The 22,387-nt window shown below is 60.9% G+C and carries 18 protein-coding genes; 6 read left to right on the top strand and 12 right to left on the bottom strand.

What is annotated here, in order from left to right:
• Positions 1 to 49: 49 nt before the first annotated feature.
• A complete protein-coding gene (locus NQL71_RS09385) occupies positions 50 to 1,513 on the bottom strand; it encodes a glyceraldehyde-3-phosphate dehydrogenase (RefSeq protein ID WP_046819522.1) in 1,464 nt (487 codons plus the stop codon).
• Between the two features lie 363 nt (positions 1,514 to 1,876).
• On the opposite strand from NQL71_RS09385, the gene mfd reads away from it, so the two are divergent.
• The 3 genes from mfd to NQL71_RS09400 are packed head-to-tail and all read left to right on the top strand — an operon-like array spanning position 1,877 to position 8,620.
• Entirely contained in the window at positions 1,877 to 5,326 is a 3,450-nt protein-coding gene (gene mfd / locus NQL71_RS09390; RefSeq protein ID WP_274642557.1) for a transcription-repair coupling factor, read from the top strand.
• Positions 5,327 to 5,336: 10 nt separating this feature from the next.
• Positions 5,337 to 5,915 carry a CsiV family protein gene (locus tag NQL71_RS09395; RefSeq protein ID WP_274642558.1) on the top strand — a complete coding sequence of 193 codons (579 nt, stop codon included), beginning with the start codon at positions 5,337 to 5,339 and terminating at the stop codon, positions 5,913 to 5,915.
• 11 nt (positions 5,916 to 5,926) lie between these two features.
• Positions 5,927 to 8,620, top strand: a complete 2,694-nt coding sequence (locus NQL71_RS09400; RefSeq protein WP_274642559.1) for a DEAD/DEAH box helicase — start codon at positions 5,927 to 5,929, stop codon at positions 8,618 to 8,620.
• A gap of 145 nt (positions 8,621 to 8,765) precedes the next feature.
• Here NQL71_RS09400 and NQL71_RS09405 read toward each other — a convergent pair whose 3' ends face one another.
• The 3 genes from NQL71_RS09405 to NQL71_RS09415 form a co-directional block, all read right to left on the bottom strand.
• Entirely contained in the window at positions 8,766 to 9,503 is a 738-nt protein-coding gene (locus tag NQL71_RS09405) for an S-methyl-5'-thioinosine phosphorylase (protein ID WP_274642560.1), read from the bottom strand.
• Positions 9,504 to 9,515: 12 nt separating this feature from the next.
• The gene (gene nagZ / locus NQL71_RS09410; RefSeq protein WP_046819517.1) at positions 9,516 to 10,526 is read right to left on the bottom strand and encodes a beta-N-acetylhexosaminidase; all 1,011 of its coding nucleotides are present in this window, start codon (positions 10,524 to 10,526) and stop codon (positions 9,516 to 9,518) included.
• Between the two features lie 158 nt (positions 10,527 to 10,684).
• Positions 10,685 to 11,392 carry a TetR/AcrR family transcriptional regulator gene (locus NQL71_RS09415; protein WP_008064449.1) on the bottom strand — a complete coding sequence of 236 codons (708 nt, stop codon included), beginning with the start codon at positions 11,390 to 11,392 and terminating at the stop codon, positions 10,685 to 10,687.
• A gap of 229 nt (positions 11,393 to 11,621) precedes the next feature.
• Here NQL71_RS09415 and lexA point away from each other — a divergent pair, with 229 nt between their 5' ends.
• Both lexA and sulA read left to right on the top strand, forming a co-directional pair.
• Entirely contained in the window at positions 11,622 to 12,230 is a 609-nt protein-coding gene (lexA, locus tag NQL71_RS09420; protein ID WP_046819516.1) for a transcriptional repressor LexA, read from the top strand.
• 10 nt (positions 12,231 to 12,240) lie between these two features.
• Complete coding sequence (sulA, locus tag NQL71_RS09425) at positions 12,241 to 12,717, top strand: SOS-induced cell division inhibitor SulA (RefSeq protein ID WP_077183933.1); 477 nt, start codon at positions 12,241 to 12,243, stop codon at positions 12,715 to 12,717.
• A gap of 82 nt (positions 12,718 to 12,799) precedes the next feature.
• On the opposite strand, the gene NQL71_RS09430 is transcribed toward sulA, so the two are convergent.
• The 8 genes from NQL71_RS09430 to NQL71_RS09465 form a co-directional block, all read right to left on the bottom strand.
• Complete coding sequence (locus tag NQL71_RS09430) at positions 12,800 to 13,033, bottom strand: hypothetical protein (RefSeq protein ID WP_046819570.1); 234 nt, start codon at positions 13,031 to 13,033, stop codon at positions 12,800 to 12,802.
• A 143-nt stretch (positions 13,034 to 13,176) separates the two neighbouring features.
• A complete protein-coding gene (locus NQL71_RS09435) occupies positions 13,177 to 13,701 on the bottom strand; it encodes a DUF6586 family protein (RefSeq protein ID WP_046819514.1) in 525 nt (174 codons plus the stop codon).
• Between the two features lie 542 nt (positions 13,702 to 14,243).
• Positions 14,244 to 16,871, bottom strand: coding sequence for a type I DNA topoisomerase (gene topA, locus NQL71_RS09440; RefSeq protein ID WP_046819513.1), 2,628 nt, complete (start codon positions 16,869 to 16,871; stop codon positions 14,244 to 14,246).
• 114 nt (positions 16,872 to 16,985) lie between these two features.
• Positions 16,986 to 17,222, bottom strand: coding sequence for a DUF1653 domain-containing protein (locus NQL71_RS09445; RefSeq protein WP_046819512.1), 237 nt, complete (start codon positions 17,220 to 17,222; stop codon positions 16,986 to 16,988).
• 97 nt (positions 17,223 to 17,319) lie between these two features.
• Entirely contained in the window at positions 17,320 to 18,495 is a 1,176-nt protein-coding gene (fadA, locus tag NQL71_RS09450; RefSeq protein WP_046819511.1) for an acetyl-CoA C-acyltransferase FadA, read from the bottom strand.
• A 29-nt stretch (positions 18,496 to 18,524) separates the two neighbouring features.
• A complete protein-coding gene (gene fadB, locus NQL71_RS09455; protein ID WP_077183934.1) occupies positions 18,525 to 20,672 on the bottom strand; it encodes a fatty acid oxidation complex subunit alpha FadB in 2,148 nt (715 codons plus the stop codon).
• Between the two features lie 353 nt (positions 20,673 to 21,025).
• Complete coding sequence (locus NQL71_RS09460) at positions 21,026 to 21,235, bottom strand: hypothetical protein (RefSeq protein ID WP_274642561.1); 210 nt, start codon at positions 21,233 to 21,235, stop codon at positions 21,026 to 21,028.
• Positions 21,236 to 21,295: 60 nt separating this feature from the next.
• Complete coding sequence (locus NQL71_RS09465; RefSeq protein ID WP_046819509.1) at positions 21,296 to 21,733, bottom strand: hypothetical protein; 438 nt, start codon at positions 21,731 to 21,733, stop codon at positions 21,296 to 21,298.
• A gap of 104 nt (positions 21,734 to 21,837) precedes the next feature.
• On the opposite strand from NQL71_RS09465, the gene NQL71_RS09470 reads away from it, so the two are divergent.
• Positions 21,838 to 22,278: a universal stress protein gene (locus tag NQL71_RS09470; protein ID WP_046819508.1), complete on the top strand. Its 441-nt coding sequence runs from the start codon at positions 21,838 to 21,840 to the stop codon at positions 22,276 to 22,278.
• The last annotated feature ends 109 nt before the right edge of the window (positions 22,279 to 22,387 follow it).

A 22,387-nucleotide genomic window follows, 5' to 3' on the forward strand; every position in this document is an offset into this window, starting at 1 on the left:
ACAAAAACGCCCCGACCAAGGTCGGGGCGTTTTTATTTGCAGCTAAGGCTTAGCGCGGGAATGCTGGCGGGTTTACACCGGCCATGTCTTCCATTACGCGAACCACCTGGCAGCTGTAACCGAATTCGTTGTCGTACCAGACGTACAGTACAACGCGGTTATCCTGGGTGATGGTCGCTTCAGCGTCCACAACGCCTGCGTGGCGCGAGCCAACGAAGTCGGTGGAAACCACTTCCTGCGAGTTGACGTAGTCGATCTGCTTGTGCAGATCCGAGTGCATGGCCATCTGGCGCAGGTACTCGTTGATCTCTTCGCGGGTGGTGGCCTTTTCCAGGTTCAGGTTCAGGATGGCCATCGACACGTTCGGCGTAGGAACGCGAATCGCGTTGCCGGTCAGCTTGCCCTTGAGCACTGGCAGCGCCTTGGCGGCTGCAGTGGCGGCACCGGTCTCGGTGATGACCATGTTCAGCGGCGCGGCGCGGCCACGACGGCTGCCCTTGTGGAAGTTGTCGATCAGGTTCTGGTCGTTGGTGAACGAGTGAACGGTTTCGACGTGGCCGTTGACGATGCCGAACTTGTCATTCACCGCTTTGAGCACCGGCACGATGGCGTTGGTGGTGCAGGAAGCCGCGGAGATGATCTTGTCGTCCGGGGTGATGTCGCCATGGTTGATGCCGTGAACGATGTTCTTCAGCGCGCCCTTGCCAGGCGCGGTGAGGATCACGCGGGCAGCGCCCGGGCAGGCCAGGTGCTGGCCCAGGCCGTCGGCGTCACGCCATACACCGGTGTTGTCGACGATCAGCGCGTTTTCGATGCCGTACTGGGTGTAGTCGACTTCGGCCGGGCTCTTGGCGTAGATAACCTGGATCAGGTTGCCGTTGGCGGTGATGGTGTTGTTGGCTTCATCGATGGTGATGGTGCCATCGAACGGACCATGGACCGAGTCGCGACGCAGCAGGCTGGCGCGTTTGACCAGGTCGTTCTCGGCGCCCTTGCGCACGACGATGGCGCGCAGGCGCAGGCCGTCGCCACCACCGGTCTTCTCGATCAGGATGCGCGCCAGCAGACGGCCGATACGACCGAAGCCGTACAGGACAACGTCGGTGCCTTTGCGGGCGGAGGCGTTCTGCTGGCCAACCACGTCGGCCAGTTCTTCACGGACGAACTGCTCGGCAGTACGGCCATTGCCTTCAGCCTTGAATTTGGCTGCCAGCTTGCCCAGGTCTACCGAAGCGGCGCCGAGCTTGAGCTCGCTCATCGCCTTGAGCAGCGGGAATGTTTCGTGGACGGACAGCTCGGCATCGTCGGATTGACGGTGACGGGCAAAGCGGTGAGCTTTGAGAATCGCAATGACTGAACGATTGATCAGGCTGCGGCCATAGATCGAGCTCACCACATTGTTATTGCGGTAGAGCTGACCGATAAGCGGAATCATCGCTTCTGCGAGTGCTTCACGGTCGATCCATTCACCAAGACACTGGTCGGGCTTCTGAGTCACGGGAACCTTCCACATGTAGGGGCAGAAAAAAGGGGCTACATTATGCCGCCGTACGCCTCGTGTAGCAATGCGCGCCTGTCGTGCGATCCGTAACAATTTTCCCTTCAAAAAAATCACGCATCGCTGAAGCCCAATGAAACCGGGGCTTTCAGCGCAGTCAATTTTTTGGAGACAACGCTACCTTATCCGTAACCCTCCGTAACACCTGCTGGTTTTACCACTACATATTCCGGTTTTTCCGGTAAAAAACCGTGGTTTTTTGTCTTTACCACTACATTTCGCCAAACCTGCGTAATAGACACAGTCTGCAACTGACAGGCGGCACCCGGGACCGCTACAATTACCGACTTTGTCGCAACGCTTGGAGCTCAACCTTCCGTGCCCGTTCTGCGTCTACCGCTTCTCCCTGCCGCGGCAGGTAAACAGCACTGGGGCAACCTGCCCGGTGCCGCCCTGAGCCTGGCTATTGCCGAGGCCGCCAGCGCTGCCAAGCGCTTCACCCTGCTGCTCACCGCCGACAGCCAAAGTGCCGAACGGCTGGAACAGGAGCTGAGTTTCTTCGCCCCGGATTTGCCCGTGCTGCATTTCCCCGACTGGGAAACCCTGCCCTACGACCTGTTCTCGCCGCACCAGGACATCATTTCCCAGCGCATCGCCAGCCTGTACCGGCTGCCCGAGCTGTCGCACGGCGTGCTGGTGGTGCCGATCACCACCGCTTTGCACCGCCTGGCGCCGACCAAGTTCCTGCTCGGCAGCAGCCTGGTGCTGGATGTCGGCCAGAAGCTCGACGTCGAGCAAATGCGCACCCGCCTGGAGGCCACCGGCTATCGCTACGTCGATACCGTGTACGAGCATGGCGAATTCACCGTGCGCGGCTCGCTGATCGACCTGTTCCCGATGGGCAGCAAGTTGCCGTATCGCATCGACCTGTTCGATGACGAAATCGAGACCCTGCGCACCTTCGACCCGGAAAACCAGCGCTCCATCGACAAGGTCGATTCGGTCAAGCTGCTGCCGGCCAAGGAATTCCCGCTGCAGAAAGAGGCGGTCACCCGCTTCAAGGCGCGCTTTCGCGAGCGCTTCGATGTCGACTTCCGGCGCTGCCCGATCTTCCAGGACCTGAGCAGCGGGATTACCCCGGCCGGTATCGAGTACTACCTGCCGCTGTTCTTCGAAGAAACTTCGACCCTGTTCGATTACCTGCCCCAGGACACCCAGGTGTTCTCCCTGCCAGGCATCGAACAGGCGGCGGAAAACTTCTGGAACGACGTGCGCAATCGCTACGAAGAGCGACGCGTCGATCCATCCCGTCCATTATTGCCACCCGCCGAGCTGTTCCTGCCGGTGGAAGACTGCTTCGCGCGCCTGAAAAACTGGCCGCGGGTGGTGGCGAGTCAACAGGACGTGGAAAACGGCGCCGGCCGCGAACGCTTCCCGGCCCGGGAACTGCCGAACCTGGCCATCGAAGCCAAGGCCACGCAACCCTTGGCGGCGCTGGCCGGTTTCCTCGACGAGTTCCCCGGTCGCGTACTGTTCACCGCCGAGTCCGCGGGCCGTCGCGAGGTGCTGCTGGAACTGCTCGAACGCCTGAAGCTGCGACCCAAGACCGTCGACAGCTGGCCAGACTTCGTCGCCGGCAAGGACCGCCTGGCGATCACCATCGCGCCGCTGGACGAAGGCTTGCTACTGGACGACCCGGCCCTGGCGCTGGTCGCCGAAAGTCCGCTGTTCGGCCAGCGCGTGATGCAGCGCCGGCGCCGCGAAAAACGCGCCGACGCCAACAACGATGCGGTCATCAAGAACCTCACCGAACTGCGCGAAGGCGCGCCGGTGGTGCATATCGATCACGGTGTCGGGCGCTACCTGGGCCTGGCCACCCTGGAAATCGACAACCAGACCGCCGAATTCCTCGCCCTGGAATACGCCGAAGGCGCCAAGCTCTACGTGCCGGTGGCCAACCTGCACCTGATCGCCCGCTACACCGGCAGCGACGACGCCCTCGCCCCGCTGCATCGCCTGGGCTCCGAGACCTGGCAAAAAGCCAAGCGCAAGGCCGCCGAACAGGTGCGCGACGTCGCCGCTGAATTGCTCGACATCTATGCGCGCCGCGCCGCCCGTGAGGGTTATGCCTTCGCCGACCCGAAGGCCGATTACGCCACCTTCAGCGCCGGTTTCCCGTTCGAAGAAACGCCGGACCAGCAGACCACCATCGAAGCGGTGCGCGAAGACATGCTCGCGCCCAAGCCGATGGATCGCCTGGTGTGCGGCGACGTCGGCTTCGGCAAGACCGAAGTGGCCATGCGCGCCGCGTTCATTGCCGTGCACGGCGGTCGCCAGGTGGCCATCCTGGTACCGACCACCCTGCTCGCCCAACAGCACTACAACAGCTTCCGCGACCGCTTCGCCGACTGGCCGGTGAGCGTGGAAGTGATGAGCCGCTTCAAGTCGGCCAAGGAAGTGAATGCAGCGATCGCGGACCTGGCCGAAGGCAAGATCGACATCGTCATCGGCACGCACAAGTTGCTGTCCGACGATGTCAAGATCAAGAACCTGGGGCTGGTGATCATCGACGAAGAACACCGCTTCGGTGTCCGTCAGAAAGAACAGCTCAAGGCCCTGCGCAGCGAAGTCGACATCCTCACCCTGACCGCCACGCCGATTCCGCGCACGCTGAACATGGCCGTGTCGGGCATGCGCGACCTGTCGATCATCGCCACGCCGCCGGCCCGGCGCCTGTCGGTACGCACCTTCGTCATGGAGCAGAACAAGAGCACGGTCAAGGAGGCCCTGCTCCGTGAGCTGCTGCGTGGCGGCCAGGTCTACTACCTGCACAACGACGTCAAGACCATCGAGAAATGCGCCGCCGACCTCGCCGAACTGGTACCGGAAGCGCGGATCGGCATTGGCCACGGGCAGATGCGCGAGCGCGAGCTCGAACAGGTGATGAGCGACTTCTATCACAAGCGCTTCAACGTGCTGATCGCCTCGACCATCATCGAGACCGGCATCGACGTGCCGAGCGCCAACACCATCATCATCGAGCGCGCCGACAAGTTCGGCCTGGCGCAATTGCACCAGTTGCGCGGCCGCGTCGGGCGCAGTCACCACCAGGCCTACGCCTACCTGCTGACGCCACCGCGCCAGCAGATCACCGCAGACGCGGAAAAGCGCCTCGAAGCGATCGCCAACACCCAGGACCTCGGCGCGGGCTTCGTGCTCGCCACCAACGACCTGGAAATCCGCGGCGCCGGCGAATTGCTGGGCGATGGTCAGAGCGGGCAGATCCAGGCGGTCGGCTTCACCCTGTACATGGAAATGCTCGAACGCGCGGTGAAGTCGATCCGCAAGGGCGAACAACCCAACCTCGACCAGCCTCTGGGCGGCGGTCCTGAAGTCAACTTGCGCGTACCGGCGTTGATTCCCGAGGACTACCTGCCGGACGTTCACGCCCGCCTGATTCTCTACAAGCGCATCGCCTCGGCCACAGACGAGGAAGGCCTCAAGGACTTGCAGGTGGAGATGATCGACCGTTTCGGCCTGTTGCCGGAGCCGACCAAGAACCTGATGCGCATCACCGCGCTGAAACTGCAGGCCGAGTTGCTGGGCATCAAGAAAGTCGACGGCGGCCCGCAGGGTGGTCGAATCGAGTTTGCGACACAGACCCCGGTCGACCCGCTGACCCTGATCAAGCTGATCCAGAGCCAGCCCAAACGCTACAAATTCGAAGGGGCCACGATGTTCAAGTTCCAGGTCCCGATGGAGCGCCCGGAAGAGCGCTTTAATACTGTAGAGGCGCTGTTCGAGCGCCTCATCCCGAAAACTGCTTGAAGGACGCCGCATGCGCCTGTTTCGCTCACTGACCTTGTTGACAATGTTAATAACAGCACTGGTCACCCCGTCGGTCTTTGCCGATGACCTGTATCAAATTGAAATGATTCTGGTGCGGCAGAATGCCGTGCCGGCGATTGTCAGCCGTGCCGCGCCCGAAGACTGGGCTGCCGGCGCGCAAGCCGTCAGCCCTGACAGCCTGCGCACGCCGAGCCTCAATGGCGAAGTGGAAAAACTGACCGCCAGCAATGAATACACCGTGTTGCTGCACAAGGCCTGGCAACAGACCCTCGGCGAAACACCGGTCAAGGTCGCGGTCAGCGACGGCAAGGAGCAGTTCGGTCAGTACCCGATTGAAGGCACCCTGAACATGACGCTTGGGCGCTTCACTGACGTAGACGCCGATTTCTGGGTCAACCAGTTCAACGACGACGGCCTGGTCACCGCCAGCGAACGCCTGAAACAGGAAAGCCACACCAAGAACGGCCAGCTCAACTTCCTCGACAACGGCCACCTGGGCCTGCTGATCAAGATCACGTCATTGACGGCGCCCGCTCCCCGGGAAGCCCCTGAAGTCGTTCCGGACTGATTGAAGCCCCCATGTCCGCGACCCTGAGCAAACCCCTGGCACCTTCCTGGGTCAGCCGATTCAAGGAACAGAGCCTGGAACGTGGTCGCCGCTACGCACTGGAAAATCGCGTCAGGATCGTCGAAGTCGGCGACTCGACCATCCTCGCGGCCTGCGAAGGCTCTGGCGGCAACGTCTACCGTCAGACCATTCGCCTGCGCGAGTCGGCCAAAGGCACCTTGCTGATGGTTGACGCCACCTGCTCCTGCCCGGTGCACAGCAACTGCAAACATTGCGCGGCGGTGCTCCTGCAAGTGCAGGAAACCCTCGACTACCCCGCCGCCGCCAAGGACGCCGAACTCCTGGAAAAACTCCAGGCGGTACTGGAAAACCGCAGCCCCAAGGCGCCACCGCAAGTGCTGGTGGACAATGTGCAACCGGTACCGCGCCTGTGGCTGGCGAGCATCGAGTTCAGCGCCTTCGAACCGCGCAACGGGCGAATGCAGCGTTACATCCAGCATCGCGCGGCGCTGTCCTTCAGTTATCTGGACGAGTACGTTTCAGGCCAGAAGAATTCCGACATCCTGATTCGCCAGGAGACCCAGACCCTGCGGATAAAGCGCCACCCGGACGTGGAACAGTCCTACCGCGAACAGCTGCGAATCCTCGGCTTCAAAATCGCCACCCGGCAAAGCAAGGCCCTGCCCGAAAGCGCCGGGGAACTGTATGAGATGGTCAATGACAGCGCCTGGTTGACCTTCACCCTCAATGAACTGCCGAAGTTGCGCACCCAGGGCTGGGAGTTGCAGATCAACGAGGACTTCGGCTTCGACCTGACCGCCGTTGACGACTGGTACGCCACGGTCGAACAGGCGCCGGAACGGGACTGGTTCGACCTGGAACTGGGGATCATCGTCAATGGCGAGCGGCTGAGCCTGTTGCCGATCCTGTTGAACCTGATGCGCTCCCACACCGAACTGCTCAACCCGGAGCGCCTGACCCGGCGGCGCGACGACGAGCTGATCCTGGTCAACATTCCCAACCGGCCCAACGCCGAGCACGGCCCCTTGCAAGTCGCCCTGCCCTTCGGCCGCCTGAAACCGGTACTGGCGACCCTCGGCGAGTTTTACCTGCAAGAGCCTGGTGAAACCACACTGCGCCTGAGCAAGGCCGACGCCACGCGCCTCAATGCGCTGGAAGACCTGCCATTGCTCTGGGAAGGTGGCGAGCAGATCCGCACCTTTGCCCAGCGCCTGCGTGACATCAAGGACTACGCCGCCACGGCACCGGACGGCTTGAACGCAACCCTGCGCCCGTATCAACTCGAAGGCCTGAGCTGGATGCAGTCATTGCGGCAACTGGAGGTCGGCGGGATTCTCGCGGACGACATGGGCTTGGGCAAAACCCTGCAGACCCTGGCGCATATGCTCAGCGAGAAGAACGCCGGGCGCCTCGATCGCCCCTGCATGGTGGTGATGCCCACCAGCCTGATTCCCAACTGGCTCGACGAAGCCGCGCACTTCACCCCGCAACTCAAGGTGCTGGCGTTGTACGGCGCCAGCCGCAAAAAGCATTTCGACAACCTGGCCGACTACGACCTGATCCTGACCACCTACGCGTTGCTGCCCAAGGACGTCGAGCGCCTGGCGGCGCAGCCGCTGCACGTCCTGGTGCTGGATGAAGCGCAGTACATCAAGAACCCCAACAGCAAGGCCGCCCAGGCTGCCCGCGAGCTGAACGCCCGCCAGCGCTTGTGCCTGAGCGGTACGCCTTTGGAAAACCACCTGGGTGAACTCTGGTCGTTGTTTCATTTCCTCCTGCCTGGCTGGCTCGGCGACGTGAAAAGCTTCAACCGCGATTACCGCGTCCCGATTGAAAAGCGCACCAGCGAAGTACGACTGCAGCACCTCAACGGTCGGATAAAACCGTTCCTGCTGCGCCGGACCAAGGAACAGGTGGCCACCGAGCTGCCACCGAAAACCGAGATCATCCATTGGGTCGAACTCAACGAAGCCCAGCGCGACCTGTATGAAACCATGCGCCTGGCCATGGACAAGAAAGTCCGCGACGAAATCACCCGCAAAGGCGTGGCCCGCAGCCAGATCATCATCCTCGAGGCACTGCTCAAGCTGCGCCAGGTGTGTTGCGATCTGCGCCTGGTCAATGACGCGACCCTTCCGGCACGGGGCAGCACCTCGGGCAAGCTCGACAGCCTGATGGAAATGCTCGAAGAACTGTTCGAGGAAGGCCGGCGCATCCTGCTGTTCTCGCAGTTCACCTCAATGCTGTCGCTGATCGAAGACGAGCTGAAAAAACGCGGCGTGGCCTACGCGCTGCTGACAGGACAGACCCGCGACCGTCGCACGCCCGTGAAGGAATTCCAGAGCGGCAAGCGTCAGATCTTTCTCATCAGCCTGAAAGCCGGCGGCGTTGGCCTGAACCTGACCGAAGCGGACACCGTGATTCACTACGACCCCTGGTGGAACCCGGCCACGGAAAACCAGGCCACCGACCGCGCCTATCGTATCGGCCAGGAGAAGCCGGTGTTCGTCTACAAGCTGATCGCGCGCGGCACGGTGGAGGAGAAGATCCAGCACCTGCAGAAGGAAAAATCGGACCTGGCGGCGGGCGTGCTGGATGGGCGCCAGGCGGGGGACTGGAAGCTGCAGAGCGATGATATTGAAGCGTTGTTTGCGCCGCTGCCGGACAAACTGGAGAAGCGCTGAGACTTGCGGCGACTGACCGATAGCCTTCGCGAGCAAGCCCGCTCCCACCTGGACTTTGTGTTGCCCCAACCATTGAGGATTCACAAAAATCGAAACGTGGGAGCGGGCTTGCTCGCGAAGGGAGCGGCTCGGACCCACGCCTGGCTCAGCCTTTGAGCACCCGCGCCAACGTCGACCTGACCTTGCCCATCCCCTCAATTAACGCCTGTTCGATCCCCGCCATGCTGATCACCGATGCCGACTTGCCCGCCGCCGGATTCACTACCAGCGCCAGGCAGGCGTAATCCAGTTCCAGCTCGCGGGCCAGGGCTGCTTCCGGCATCCCGGTCATGCCGACGATGTCGCAGCCATCGCGCTCCAGGCGCAGGATCTCGGCAGCGGTTTCCAGCCGCGGTCCCTGCATGCAGGCATACACGCCCTGATCACTGAAACCAACGCCTTCGGCCGCCAGCGCTGCAATCAAGCGCTGACGCAGCGATTCACTGTAGGGGTAGCTGAAGTCGATATGGGTGACCGGCTCCAGGTCGTCGGCAAAGCAGGTGTGCTCGCGCCCGCTGGTGTAGTCGATCAATTGATGCGGCACGCAAAAATGCCCGGTGCCCATCGCCGCGTTAATGCCGCCCACCGCGTTGACCGCAAGAATCGCCTCGGCACCGGCGTGCTTCAGCGCCCAGAGATTGGCGCGGTAATTCACCCGGTGCGGGGCAAAGCGGTGCGGCTGGCCATGCCGGGCGAGAAACAGCACTTCGTGCCCGGCGTACTCGCCGATCTGCACCTCGGCAGACGGCGCGCCGTAGGGAGTGTCCAGCGCCAATGACTGACGAATGTCCAGGCCTTCCAGTCGGGTCAGGCCGGTACCGCCGATAATCGCGTAGACCGTCATGGCGCCCCTCCGTTAATCGATAAGCTGAGCATCCCTGAGCGCGCCCACGGCAGCCAGCCAGCGCGGATCCTGGCGATATTCGGTGCTCGCGTACGCCTGGCCACGCATCCGCGCAATGCGCGCCGACGGCTTGACCTTCAGTCGCTGAGCGGCGCTCAGGGCCAGTTCGGCGGCCGCACGGTCGTTGCACACCAGGCCCATGTCGCAGCCGGCGGTCAATGCTGCTTCGATACGGCTGGCGGCATCGCCCACCACATGGGCACCGGCCATGGACAGGTCGTCGCTGAAAATCACCCCGTCGAATTGCAGCTCGCCACGCAGGATGTCCTGCAGCCAAATCCGGGAGAAGCCCGCGGGCTGCGCGTCGACCTGTGGATAAATAACGTGGGCAGGCATGACCGCAGCCAGTTGCTTGCTCAATTTAGCGAAAGGCACCAGGTCGTGGGCGCGGATCTGCTCGAGGCTGCGCTCGTCATTGGGGATCGCGACATGGGAATCCGCCTCGGCCCAGCCATGGCCGGGAAAGTGCTTGCCGGTGGCGGCCATGCCCGCGGCGTTCATGCCGCGAATGAACGCACCGGCCAGCAGCGCGGCACGCTGCGGATCAGCTTCGAACGAACGAGTTCCGACCACCGCGCTGCGCTGGTGATCGAGATCCAGCACCGGGGCGAAGCTCAGGTCCAGGCCAACGGCCAGCACTTCGGTGGCCATGATCCAGCCGCACTGCTCGGCCAGGTATTCAGCGTTAGGGTTGTCGGCAATGGCGCGCATCGCCGGCAGTCGCACGAACCCCTGGCGCAGGCGCTGGACCCGCCCGCCCTCCTGGTCCACCGCCAGCAGCAGGTCGGGACGAACGGCGCGGATCGCCGCGCTCAACTCACGAACCTGGCGTGGATGTTCGATGTTGCGGGCGAAAATGATCAGGCCGCCCACTTCGGGCTGACGCAACAATTGGCGATCTTCAGCCGTCAGCCAGGTACCGGCGACGTCCACCATCAACGAGCCTTGCAGGCCAGCAGTCATAGCAATTCCTTGATAACGATATACCCGGCTCGCAGCGATGCACCGCCCTGGGCTATACCCGGGAGGTCGACGATCAGTAACGGGAGCGGGTTGACAACGAGAGTCGGCATGGGCGGCTAGCTTATCGGATGTAAGCCGCCGCGCCCACCCATCAGCGGCTAAACCTTGGCGGCAACCGGTGTCGATTTGCTACGAGGTCGCAACTGCGCGGTGGCCATGGCCGAGTCGGTGACGCCGGATTCGGCGCGCATGCCGGCCGCCAGGAACGGCACCATCAGGCGCATGACCTGCTCGATGGAAGTGTTGACCCCGAAGTCGGTTTCGGCGATGGCGCGCAACGCCTTGATACCGGACATGCTGAACGCAGCCGCACCCAGCATGAAGTGCACGCGCCAGAACAGTTCGATTGGAGGGATGCGCGGCGCAGCCTCGTTGACCAGCATCATGTAGCGGCGGAACACCTTGCCGTACATGTCTTCCAGATAACGACGCAAATGCCCCTGGCTCTGGCTGAAGGCCAGCCCGAGCAAACGCATGAAGATCGACAGGTCGTTGCCGCTGCGCGGTTGCACCACCAAGGCTTGCTCGACGAGGATTTCCAGCAGCTCCTCGAGGGAAGGCTTGTTTTCAGGCCTGGCCTGGCGCCGCTCCAGCTCTTTGTCGAGGCTGATGCAGAACGGCCCCAGGAAGCGCGAGAAGACCGCCTGGATCAGCGCCTTCTTCGAACCGAAGTGATAGTTCACCGCCGCGAGATTGACACCCGCCTTGCTGGTGATCAAACGCAATGAGGTTTCAGCGAAACCTTTTTCCGCGAACAACTGCTCGGCAGCATCGAGAATGCGTTCAACGGTTTCCGACTGGGCCATGGCTACTCCGCCTGACAAACACTTGTTTGAAACATACGTTTCAGCCCTTGTGTTGTCAAGTCTGGCAGTTCGTTTTGCGAATGGTCGGTCAGACATTTAACCACACAACCGCAAAGCTTCCACCAGCAGGTTGAGCGACCGTCTGGCGGCGGACAAAAAAAGGGGCATTGCCAAGACCGTTCCACTGTATATAATCCCAGTCACTGTATAAAAAGACAGAGCGATCAATATGCTAAAGCTGACGCCACGCCAAGCCGAGATTCTGGCCTTCATCAAACGCTGCCTGGAAGACAACGGCTACCCACCGACCCGCGCGGAAATCGCTCAGGAACTGGGTTTCAAATCGCCCAACGCGGCAGAAGAACACCTCAAGGCGCTGGCCCGCAAGGGCGCGATCGAAATGACCCCAGGCGCTTCGCGCGGCATTCGCATTCCGGGCTTCGAGGCCAAGGCCGACGACTCCACCCTGCCGATCATTGGCCGGGTCGCGGCCGGCGCGCCGATCCTCGCCCAGCAACACGTTGAAGAGTCCTGCAACATCAATCCTGCATTCTTCCACCCGCGCGCTGACTATCTGCTGCGGGTACACGGCATGAGCATGAAGGATGTGGGCATCTTCGACGGCGACCTGCTGGCCGTCCACACCACCCGCGAAGCCCGCAATGGCCAGATCGTGGTGGCGCGGATCGGCGACGAAGTGACCGTCAAGCGCTTCAAGCGCGACGGCAGCAAAGTCTGGCTGCTGGCCGAGAACCCAGAGTTTGCCCCTATCGAAGTGAACCTTAAAGATCAGGAACTGGTGATCGAAGGCTTGAGCGTCGGCGTCATTCGCCGCTAAAGGAGGCTTTATGCAGTTCCCACAGACACCACAGCAAGCCCAACTGCCGCTTCAGTTCGAAGCGTTCATGGCACAGCCATTGGCGCCGATCCTGAAGGAAGTGGTCGAGTCACCCTGGAGCGCCGAACCCGAGGTCTTCAGTGAACTGTCTCTGCGTGGTGCAGCCGGGAACTGCCTGAACCTTCTGGCGCCGATCCTGCGGGAACTCAGCCAGGACCAGGATGCACGTTGGCTGACCCTGATCGCCCCACCCGCCAGCCTGACCCAGACCTGGTTGCGGGACGCCGGCCTCAATCGCGAACGCATCCTGCTGCTGCAACCACGCGGAGCCCAGAGCGCCCAGCAACTGACCTGCGAAGCCCTTCGCCTCGGCCGAAGCCACACGGTGGTCAGCTGGCTCAATCCGTTGAGTACATCTGCGCGGCAACAGTTGATCAGCGCCGCCCGGACCGGGGATGCTCAAAGCCTGAATATTCGACTGGGTTAACGGCGCACGCTGAACGTGCCGGGCTTCCGCCAGGACGGAGAAGCCAATGGAAGGCGGTGCCGGTAAAAACCGACGGGCGGGGTCAATGAAGAACCCGCGGCCCTTCGTCCTTTTCAAAATCGCCCTCAACCAGGCGACCTGCCATTTGCACGCCAACGCTCAACATCGCCTTGGCGACTTCCACGTGCTGGCCTTGCAGGAAGGCTTTGGCATCCTCGGAGAAATCCAAAGTAACCAGAGAACCCTCGTCCTCAGCCCTGCGCAGCTCGATTCGGCCGTCTGGTAACTCGACAATTTCTAGAAAGGACGTTGGCATAAAGGTCTGTTCTCCACGAAAGGCGGGCATTATATAGGCATCGACGAGGGTTCGCTCGGGATCTTGACCAGATGCCATCGCAAAAAACAGCTCAGCAGTCGAGCAAACAACCCCGTGGGTCGTTCGCTGCGCTGTTTACTCCCTCAGCATTCGTTCAAGCCTTCGCGAAAACGGATGGCCAGGCTTTTCAGGTTTTGCCGCCAGCTCTCCAGCTCCTCGCGACCCAGCTCTTGAGGCGCCTCTTCTTCATCGAGGTTTACCGCCAGGATCAGCGGCTGCGTCACATCACCCTTTGGCTTGCGCGGCGCTCGTGGCGGCTGGAACAACGCGGCATGGGCCGCCAGCAGCTTGGCCAGCCAGGTTTCCGGGTTGTTGGCCAGCTCGACCATCTCGGCCATTTCCGGAATAGCGATGCTGTCCAGCACTTCGCGAGTCAGCAGCGACTCAGCCCGGGAGGCGTTGGCCTGAGGCAAGCGATAGAAGCCGGCGATCTCGTGACACAGTCCCAGCAAGGCACCGTACAGGTGGAACAGGGCCGATTCTCGCCCCGCCTGAATCAGCGCCAGGGAATTCATCGCCCGCCCCTCTTCGGCCTTGGCGAGAGCTTCCAGCGACAGGCCGGCGAAATAAATCTTCTGGTTGGTACGGGTATAGAGTTCGTGGGCCATGACGGCAGCCTCCACAACGAAATAATTGCTTCACGCAGGTCAGACAGTGTCGTGGATCAACTCCCTCTCCCGCAAGCGTTGTCTAATCCTGAAGCAGATACCGGCTCATCATCGCCCCGTAGGAGCCAGCGATGGCGGCCTGACAGCCGACCTGCTGTTTGTTGACCGCGGATATATCCATTCCTGCGGCAACGGCCACTTAGGGTTCCGCTCTTACAGCGGGTCACTTTGAAGAGCGCAAAGTAACCAAACGCTCTTGCCCCTGGCGTTCGGTGCCTCGCTCCGGTCCTGCTCCGTGGGGGGCAAGAAAATCAAGATCAAAAGCCAAGCAAAGCAAAAGCGAGGCGGCCTACAGGCCGGCCTGATCGGGAGCCGACCGCATTTCCCCTGTAGGAGCTGGCTTGCCAGCGAAGAAGCCCGAAAGAGCAGCGCAATACTCAAGGCCGCGTTTGCCGACAGACCGGAAACACACACCCTGCGCAAACAAAAAAGCCGCATGAAAACCCGAAGGTTGTCATGCGGCTTTTTCAGTGTGGCGGTTGTTACGCCTTCGCGGCCGGTCGCTTGTCCTCGACCTTCCACTTGCCACCGTCGTAGAACGCTTTCCAGCCAGTCGGCTTACCGTCGACCTCGGTCTGCACGTACTGCTCCTTGGTCTTGCGGCTGTAACGGATCACGGCAGGCAGGCCATCCGGATCTTTCTTTGGCGCTTCGCAAAGGAAGTGGTACTTCGGATCGATCTCATCCTTGTGCGGCACGATCTCGATCACCAGCGGTGCACGGGTCTCGCGGTTTTTCGGGAACTGGCTGGCGGCCAGGAACAGGCCCGAGGCACCGTCGCGCAGGATGTAGGTGTCGTTGACCTTTTCGCATTTCAGCTCAGGCATCTTCACCGGGTCCATCTTCGGCGGCGCCGCATCACCGCTTTTCAGCAGTTTGCGGGTGTTCTTGCAGGTCGGGTTGGTGCAACCGAAGAACTTGCCGAATCGGCCGGTCTTGAGCTGCATCTCGCTGCCGCACTTGTCGCATTCCAGGCTCGGACCTTCATAGCCCTTGATGCGATAGGTGCCCTCTTCGATTTCGTAGCCGTCGCAATCCGGGTTGTTACCGCAGATGTGCAGCTTGCGCTTCTCGTCCAGCAGGTAGGCGTCCATCGCCGTGCTGCAGATCGGGCAGCGATGCTTGCCGCGCAGCACCAGGGATTCCGATTCACCCTCGTCGTCCGCGGCGATTTCATCGCCCGGCACCAGGTTGACGGTCGCCTTGCAGCGTTCTTTCGGCGGCAGGCTGTAGCCGGAGCAACCAAGGAACACACCGGTCGATGCGGTACGGATCTGCATCGGACGCCCGCACGTGGTGCACGGAATGTCAGTCATCACCGGCTGGTTGGCACGCATCCCGCTATCCGGGCTTTCGGCCACTTCGAGCTTCTTCTTGAAGTCGCCGTAGAACTCGTCGAGCACGTTTTTCCAGTCGCGTTCGCCCTGGGCCACGTCATCGAGGTTCTCTTCCATGCCGGCGGTGAAGCCGTAGTCCATCAGGTTGGAGAAGCTCTCGGACAGCCGCTCGGTGACGATGTCGCCCATCTTTTCCGAATAGAAACGGCGGTTGTGCAGCGCCACGTAGCCGCGATCCTGAATGGTCGAAATGATTGCCGCATAAGTCGAAGGACGACCGATGCCGCGCTTTTCCATTTCTTTTACCAGGCTGGCTTCCGAGTAACGCGCTGGCGGCTTGGTGAAGTGCTGGGTCGGATCAAGCTTGATCAGCTTCATCACGTCGCCCTGGGCCATGTCCGGCAGCACGTCGTCATCGCCAGGCTTGGCGATTTGCGGCATGACCCGGGTATAACCGTCGAACTTGAGGATACGGCCCTTGGCACGCAGCTCGAAGTCGCCGGCACCGACGGTGACCGTGGTCGACAGGTATTGCGCCGGCAGCATCTGGCAGGCGAGGAACTGGCGCCAGATCAGCTCGTAGAGGCGCTCAGCGTCGCGCTCCATGCCCGACAGCTTGCTTGGCTCGGTGTTGGCGTCAGAAGGACGAATCGCTTCGTGAGCCTCTTGTGCGCCTTCCTTGCTGCTGTAGACATTCGGGGTTTCCGGCAGGTACTTCTTGCCGAACTCGCTTTCAATATAAGTACGCGCCATCGTCACGGCATCGACCGAGAGGTTGGTCGAGTCGGTACGCATGTAAGTGATGTAGCCGGCTTCGTACAGACGCTGGGCCATCATCATGGTCTTCTTCACGCCGAAGCCCAGGCGGTTGCTCGCGGCCTGCTGCAAGGTAGACGTGATGAAAGGTGCCGACGGCTTGCTGCTGGTCGGCTTGTCTTCGCGCTTGACGATGCTGTAGCTGGAAGCCTTGAGCTTCTCCAGCGCGGCCATGGCCTGGGCTTCGTTGAGCGGCTTGAAGGCTTCGCCTTTCTCACGAGCGACGTCGAAACGCACGGTCGCGCCCTTGGCGGTACCGAGGTCGGCATGGACTTCCCAGTACTCTTCCGGGATGAACGCGCGGATTTCCCGCTCACGCTCCACCACCAGCTTCACGGCAACCGACTGCACCCGACCGGCGGACAGGCCACGGGCGATCTTGGCCCACAGCAGCGGCGAGACCATGTAGCCCACCACGCGGTCGAGGAAGCGACGCGCCTGTTGGGCGTTGACACGATCGATGTCCAGCTCGCCTGGCTGGGAGAAGGCTTCCTGGATCGCCTTCTTGGTGATTTCGTTGAACACCACGCGCTTGTAGCGGCTGTCGTCACCCCCGATGGCTTCGCGCAGGTGCCAGGCAATGGCTTCCCCCTCGCGATCCAAGTCGGTTGCGAGATAGATGGTGTCAGCATCCTTGGCGAGCCGGCGCAGCTCTTCGATGACCTTTTCCTTGCCCGGGAGGATCTCGTACTTGGCTTTCCAGCCATGATCGGGATCGACGCCCATGCGAGCGACCAGCTGCTTGCGCGCCTTTTCTTTCGGCGACAAGGCCGGCGCTTCACCCGCAGCAGCCTTGCCGCGCTTGGCGGCTGGCTCTTTGCTGGCGCTAGCCGAACCGCTGGTGGGCAGGTCTCGGATATGGCCGATACTCGACTTCACCACGTATTCGTTGCCCAAATACTTGTTGATGGTCTTGGCCTTAGCCGGGGATTCCACAATGACCAGCGATTTGCCCATGGATCAGAAAATTCCTGAATTCTAGAAGTGAAAGGCGGTTGGCGCCTGACGCGGCACCGCTATATATAGTGGCTACAAGGTGAGGTCAAGCGCAGGGTTGTGCGCGCCCTCCCCTTACGGCTTCGGAAAAACGCTCGGTTCAGCTTGCACCAAAGCAAAGCGTGGCACCTGTTCGCCGTCAACCTCGACGGACTCCAGGAACATGCTCAAGGGGCGCACCCAAAAGCCGTAATCGCCATACAGGGCTTGGTAGAAGACCACTTCTTCCTCGGTTTCCGAATGCCGCGCAACACTGAACACACGGTACTGCGGACCTTTGTAATGTTGATAGAGCCCAGGTTGTATCGGCATGCTTCGGCCCTCACTCAAGTCCGTTCAAAATAAAAAATAAAAAATCCGCAAAAACAAAAACCGGGGCACTGGGCCCCGGCTTCCGTCAACGCAACGTTTAAACGCGTTCGAAGACGGTGGAGATGCCTTGGCCGAGACCAATGCACATGGTGGCTACCCCAAGGCTGCCGCCATTTTGCTTCATCACATTGAGCAAAGTGCCGGAGATACGCGCACCGGAGCAACCGAACGGGTGACCCAGGGCGATTGCGCCGCCGTGCAGGTTAACCTTCTCATTCATCTTGTCGAGCACTTTCAGATCTTTCAGCACTGGCAGGGCCTGTGCGGCGAAAGCTTCGTTGAGCTCGAAGAAGTCGATGTCGGAGATGCCAAGACCCGCACGCTTCAGTGCTTTCTGTGTGGCCGGTACTGGACCATAGCCCATGATCGCCGGATCCACACCTGCCACTGCCATCGAGCGAATCACCGCCATAGGCTGGATGCCCAGGTCCTGTGCGCGCTGCGCCGACATCACGATCATGCACGAGGCACCATCGGTGATCTGCGACGAAGTACCCGCTGTCACGGTGCCGCCCTTCGGATTGAAAGCAGGCTTCAATGCCGCCAGGCTTTCCAGGGTGGTTTCCGGACGAATGGTTTCGTCGAAGTCGAAGGTTTTCAGGAAACCGTTCTCGTCGTAGCCCTGCATCGGGATGATTTCGTCCTTGAACTTGCCTTCCACGGTCGCCTTGTGGGCGAGTTGGTGGGAGCGCACGCCAAAGGCGTCCTGCTGCTCGCGAGTGATGCCGTGCATCTTGCCCAGCATTTCCGCGGTCAGGCCCATCATGCCCGAAGCCTTTGCCGCGTACAGCGACATGTGCGGGTTCGGATCGACACCGTGCATCATGCTCACGTGACCCATATGCTCGACGCCGCCAACCACGAAAACGTCACCGTTGCCGGTCATGATCGCTTGCGCGGCGGTGTGCAGGGCACTCATCGACGAGCCGCACAGGCGGCTGACGGTCTGGCCGGCCGAGGTGTGCGGGATCTGGGTCATCAGCGACGCCATGCGCGCGATGTTCCAGCCCTGCTCCAGGGTCTGGTTCACACAGCCCCAGATCACGTCCTCGACTTCGCTCGGGTCGACCTTGACGTTGCGTTCCAGCAATTTGCTGATCAGGTGCGCCGACATGTCTTCGGCGCGGGTGTTGCGGTGCATGCCGCCCTTGGAGCGGCCCATCGGAGTACGACCGAAGTCGACAATCACGACGTCTCTAGGATTCAAGCTCATAAGTTCACTCTCACTCTAGTTGGGGGCGCTTAACCGAAGAAGCTCTGGCCGTTCTTGGCCATTTCGCGCAGCTTCGCGGTCGGGTGGTACAGCGCGCCCAAATCAGCGTACTGGTCAGCCAGGGCAACGAACTGGGCCACACCGATCGAGTCGATGTAACGCAGCGCACCGCCACGGAATGGAGGGAAACCAATACCGTAGACCAGACCCATGTCGGCTTCGGCGGCGGTTTCGACGATGCCGTCTTCCAGGCAACGCACGGTTTCCAGGCACAGCGGGATCATCATCCAGTTGATGATGTCTTCGTCGGTGACTTCGCGCTGTTCAAAGACGATTGGCTTGAGCACTTCCAGCACCGACGGATCGGCGACTTTCTTCTGCTTGCCGCGCTTGTCGGTCTCGTAGGCGTAGAAGCCCTTGCCGTTCTTCTGGCCCAGGCGCTTGGCTTCGTAGAGCACGTCAACGGCCGAACGACGGTCATCCTTCATGCGGTCCGGGAAGCCTTCAGCCATCACGTCGCGACCGTGGTGGCCGGTGTCGATGCCGACCACGTCCATCAGGTACGCCGGGCCCATGGGCCAGCCGAACTTCTCCATGACCTTGTCGATACGGACGAAGTCCACACCAGCACTGACCAGCTTGGCAAAACCGCCGAAGTACGGGAACAGCACGCGGTTGACCAGGAAGCCCGGGCAGTCGTTGACCACGATCGGGTTCTTGCCCATTTTCTTGGCGTAGGCAACGGTGGTGGCAACCGCCAGCTCGCTGGACTTCTCGCCACGGATCACTTCCACCAACGGCATCATGTGCACCGGATTGAAGAAGTGCATGCCGACGAAGTTTTCCGGACGCTTGAGGGCCTTGGCCAGCAAGGTGATGGAAATGGTCGAGGTGTTGGACGCCAGGATGGTGTCCTCCTTGACCTTGTCTTCGACTTCGGCCAGAACAGCTTGCTTGACCTTGGGGTTCTCGACGACGGCTTCAACCACCAGGTCCACGTGACCGAAGTCACCGTAGGACAGGGTCGGACGAATGCCGTTGAGCACTTCAGCCATTTTCGCGGCGGTCATGCGCCCCTTGTCAACGCGGCCTACCAGCAGCTTGGCGGCTTCGGCCAGGCCCTGCTCGATACCGTGCTCGTTGATGTCCTTCATCAGGATCGGCGTGCCTTTGGAGGCCGACTGATAGGCGATACCGCCACCCATGATACCGGCGCCCAGTACGGCGGCCTGCTTCACGTCCCTGGCGATTTCGTCGTAGGCCTTGGCCTTTTTCTTCAGTTCCTGATCGTTCAGGAACAGGCCGATCAGGCACTGGGCTGCCGAAGTCTTGGCCAGCTTGACGAAACCGGCGGCTTCGACTTCCAGGGCCTTGTCACGACCGAAGTTCGCGGCTTTCTGGATGGTCTTGATCGCTTCGACCGGGGCCGGGTAGTTTGGGCCAGCCTGGCCGGCCACGAAACCCTTGGCGGTTTCGAAAGCCATCATTTGCTCGATAGCGTTCAGCTTGAGTTTTTCAAGCTTCGGCTGGCGCTTGGCCTTGTAATCGAACTCGCCGGAAATGGCGCGCTTGATCAGTTCAAGGGCGGCATCCTGCAGTTTTTCAGGAGCAACCACGGCATCGACGGCGCTCACTTTCAGCGCGTCTTCGGCACGGTTTTCCTTGCCGGAAGCGATCCACTCGATGGCGTTGTCGGTACCGATCAGGCGCGGCAGACGCACGGTACCGCCGAAGCCCGGGTAGATACCCAGCTTGACTTCCGGCAGACCGATCTTGGCCTTGGTCGACATGACGCGGTAGTCCGCCGCCAGGCACATTTCCAGACCGCCACCCAATGCGATGCCATTGATTGCGACGACAGTCGGGACATTGAGGTCTTCGAAATCGCTGAAAATCTTGTTGGCTTCGAGGTTGCCAGCCACAAGCTCTGCATCCGGCAGCTTGAAGTTGTCGACGAATTCGGTGATGTCGGCACCGACGATGAACACGTCCTTGCCACTGCTGACGATCACACCCTTGATCGAAGCATCTGCCTTGATGGCGTCCACGGCCTGACGCAGTTCGTTCAGGGTTAGACGGTTGAACTTGTTGACGGACTCACCCTTGAGGTCGAACTTCAGTTCGACGATGCCACTTTCAAGAGCCTTAACCGTGATGGCTTTACCTTCGTAAATCATCAACTGATCTCCACGATATGGAAGCTGAACAGTACACGTCGGACGCAGGTGAATGGTTCGGCAGGGACGTTAAACGTCAATGCTACGCCTCTCAACCCGGCACACCCGCCAACGCGATAGTCGGGATTCTGTAGGAGCGGTTTGTCGGACAAACGCTCAATTCATACGCCCGTTTGATTTGGGTACGTCACCTTCACGGAATTTCCGACAATTGTCAATCGCCCAAAATGCGGGTTGAAATGCGACGTTGCGGTCATATCCGTATTGCCAGTACCTGCAACAGACACAGGTATGCGCAATCATTCATAGGATCAATCATTAGAAAATTCGCCCTAATTCACGGCAGCCGGTGTTTAACCGGCTACGCTGGCGGAACCTGGGGAAAAAAGTGAACGCTTTTGGCGAATGCCCAGCGTAAGATCAGCCCACAGCGAATTACCGGCCTGCCTGGCCAACCCCCGCCCGATGAAGTTGTCGGGCTTTTTATTGCCTGCAAAACAACCTGTAGGAGCTGGCTTGCCAGAGAAAGCCATTTCAGCAGCAGCCAGGATGCTGTCTGGCACGCCGCCTCCGCTGGCAAGCCAGCGCCTACAGAGATCGGGCAGGCGAGGAAGCTCGGGGGTTCAGGCGAGGGCTTTGAGGGTGGCGTCGATGTGCTGCAAGACTTCGGCCTCGCCCTTCTCACCCCAATACAGGGTGATCATTTGCTTGTCGGCCTCGACCTTGAAGACGTTGCCCGGCAATTTTTCGAAATGATTGAGCAGCGCGGGATCTTCGCAGGGTTCCTGCCATTGGTTGACCCACAAACCCGGTGATTTTTGCCAGTAACTCCAGCAGGCCGGCTGATTGCCCCGGCGCGGCCGATGGTACTGCGCACAAGGGTTTGGCGGCTCCTGGGCGAGCCAGTGCGGCCACTCCTGAGGCGCCAGTTGCATGGACAGGCCAATGCGTCGCGCCTCCATGCGCAGGGCCATGCGACCGCTCTGATGACGCGAGGGGCGCAGCCATGCCAGCGGGCTGAGCACCACCAACAGGATTGACACCACTATCCAGACCGTCATATCTGTACTCCCGATTCTTGATGAGCACATTGAGCCACTTTAGAACCAATGCGCTTGAAACCAGCCATACTTACCAATATTGCAATCCTCAGGAGGAGCACCTCATGCCCTACACCCACATCCTGGTCGCTGTAGACCTGACCGAAGAGTGCGACCCTGTCATCCACCGTGCTCGCGAGCTGTCGGTGAGCAACGAGGCGAAATTGTCCCTGGTGCATATCGTCGAGCCAATGGCCATGGCCTTTGGTGGTGACGTGCCAATGGACCTGTCACAACTGCAACAACAGCAGTTCGACCAGGCCAAGGAGCGTCTCGATCGCTTGATCCTCAAATACCCTGAGCTTTCCAGGGAATTCAGCCACCTGACCTACGGCCAGCCACGCCAGGAGATTCATCACCTGGCCAAGGAGCAAGGGTGCGACCTGATCGTGGTCGGCAGTCACGGCCGCCATGGCCTGGCCCTGCTGCTGGGCTCCACGGCCAACGACGTGCTGCACGGCGCGCCTTGCGATGTGCTGGCGGTGCGCCTGCAAAACAAATCCTGAAGTTTCAGGTACCCCCTGTGGGAGCGGGCTTGCTCGCGAAAGCGGTGTGACAGACGACCCATTCGTTGAATGTTAAACCGCCTTCGCGAGCAAGCCCGCTCCCACATTG

It is taken from the genome of Pseudomonas serbica (genome assembly GCF_028823535.1).
In the GTDB taxonomy this organism is placed as follows: Bacteria; Pseudomonadota; Gammaproteobacteria; order Pseudomonadales; family Pseudomonadaceae; genus Aquipseudomonas; species Aquipseudomonas serbica.

Coding starts and splice junctions, on each gene's coding strand:
- NQL71_RS09415 (WP_008064449.1), bottom strand. CDS start 11,392: ATGGCCCAGTCGGAAACCGTTGAACGCATTCTCGATGCTGCCGAGCAG.
- NQL71_RS09465 (WP_046819509.1), bottom strand. CDS start 21,733: ATGACGGTCTGGATAGTGGTGTCAATCCTGTTGGTGGTGCTCAGCCCG.
- NQL71_RS09385 (WP_046819522.1), bottom strand. CDS start 1,513: ATGTGGAAGGTTCCCGTGACTCAGAAGCCCGACCAGTGTCTTGGTGAA.
- lexA (WP_046819516.1), top strand. CDS start 11,622: ATGCTAAAGCTGACGCCACGCCAAGCCGAGATTCTGGCCTTCATCAAA.
- fadA (WP_046819511.1), bottom strand. CDS start 18,495: ATGAGCTTGAATCCTAGAGACGTCGTGATTGTCGACTTCGGTCGTACT.
- NQL71_RS09405 (WP_274642560.1), bottom strand. CDS start 9,503: ATGACGGTCTACGCGATTATCGGCGGTACCGGCCTGACCCGACTGGAA.
- NQL71_RS09445 (WP_046819512.1), bottom strand. CDS start 17,222: ATGCCGATACAACCTGGGCTCTATCAACATTACAAAGGTCCGCAGTAC.
- fadB (WP_077183934.1), bottom strand. CDS start 20,672: ATGATTTACGAAGGTAAAGCCATCACGGTTAAGGCTCTTGAAAGTGGC.
- topA (WP_046819513.1), bottom strand. CDS start 16,871: ATGGGCAAATCGCTGGTCATTGTGGAATCCCCGGCTAAGGCCAAGACC.
- NQL71_RS09400 (WP_274642559.1), top strand. CDS start 5,927: ATGTCCGCGACCCTGAGCAAACCCCTGGCACCTTCCTGGGTCAGCCGA.
- NQL71_RS09395 (WP_274642558.1), top strand. CDS start 5,337: ATGCGCCTGTTTCGCTCACTGACCTTGTTGACAATGTTAATAACAGCA.
- nagZ (WP_046819517.1), bottom strand. CDS start 10,526: ATGACTGCTGGCCTGCAAGGCTCGTTGATGGTGGACGTCGCCGGTACC.
- NQL71_RS09435 (WP_046819514.1), bottom strand. CDS start 13,701: ATGGCCCACGAACTCTATACCCGTACCAACCAGAAGATTTATTTCGCC.
- sulA (WP_077183933.1), top strand. CDS start 12,241: ATGCAGTTCCCACAGACACCACAGCAAGCCCAACTGCCGCTTCAGTTC.
- NQL71_RS09430 (WP_046819570.1), bottom strand. CDS start 13,033: ATGCCAACGTCCTTTCTAGAAATTGTCGAGTTACCAGACGGCCGAATC.
- NQL71_RS09470 (WP_046819508.1), top strand. CDS start 21,838: ATGCCCTACACCCACATCCTGGTCGCTGTAGACCTGACCGAAGAGTGC.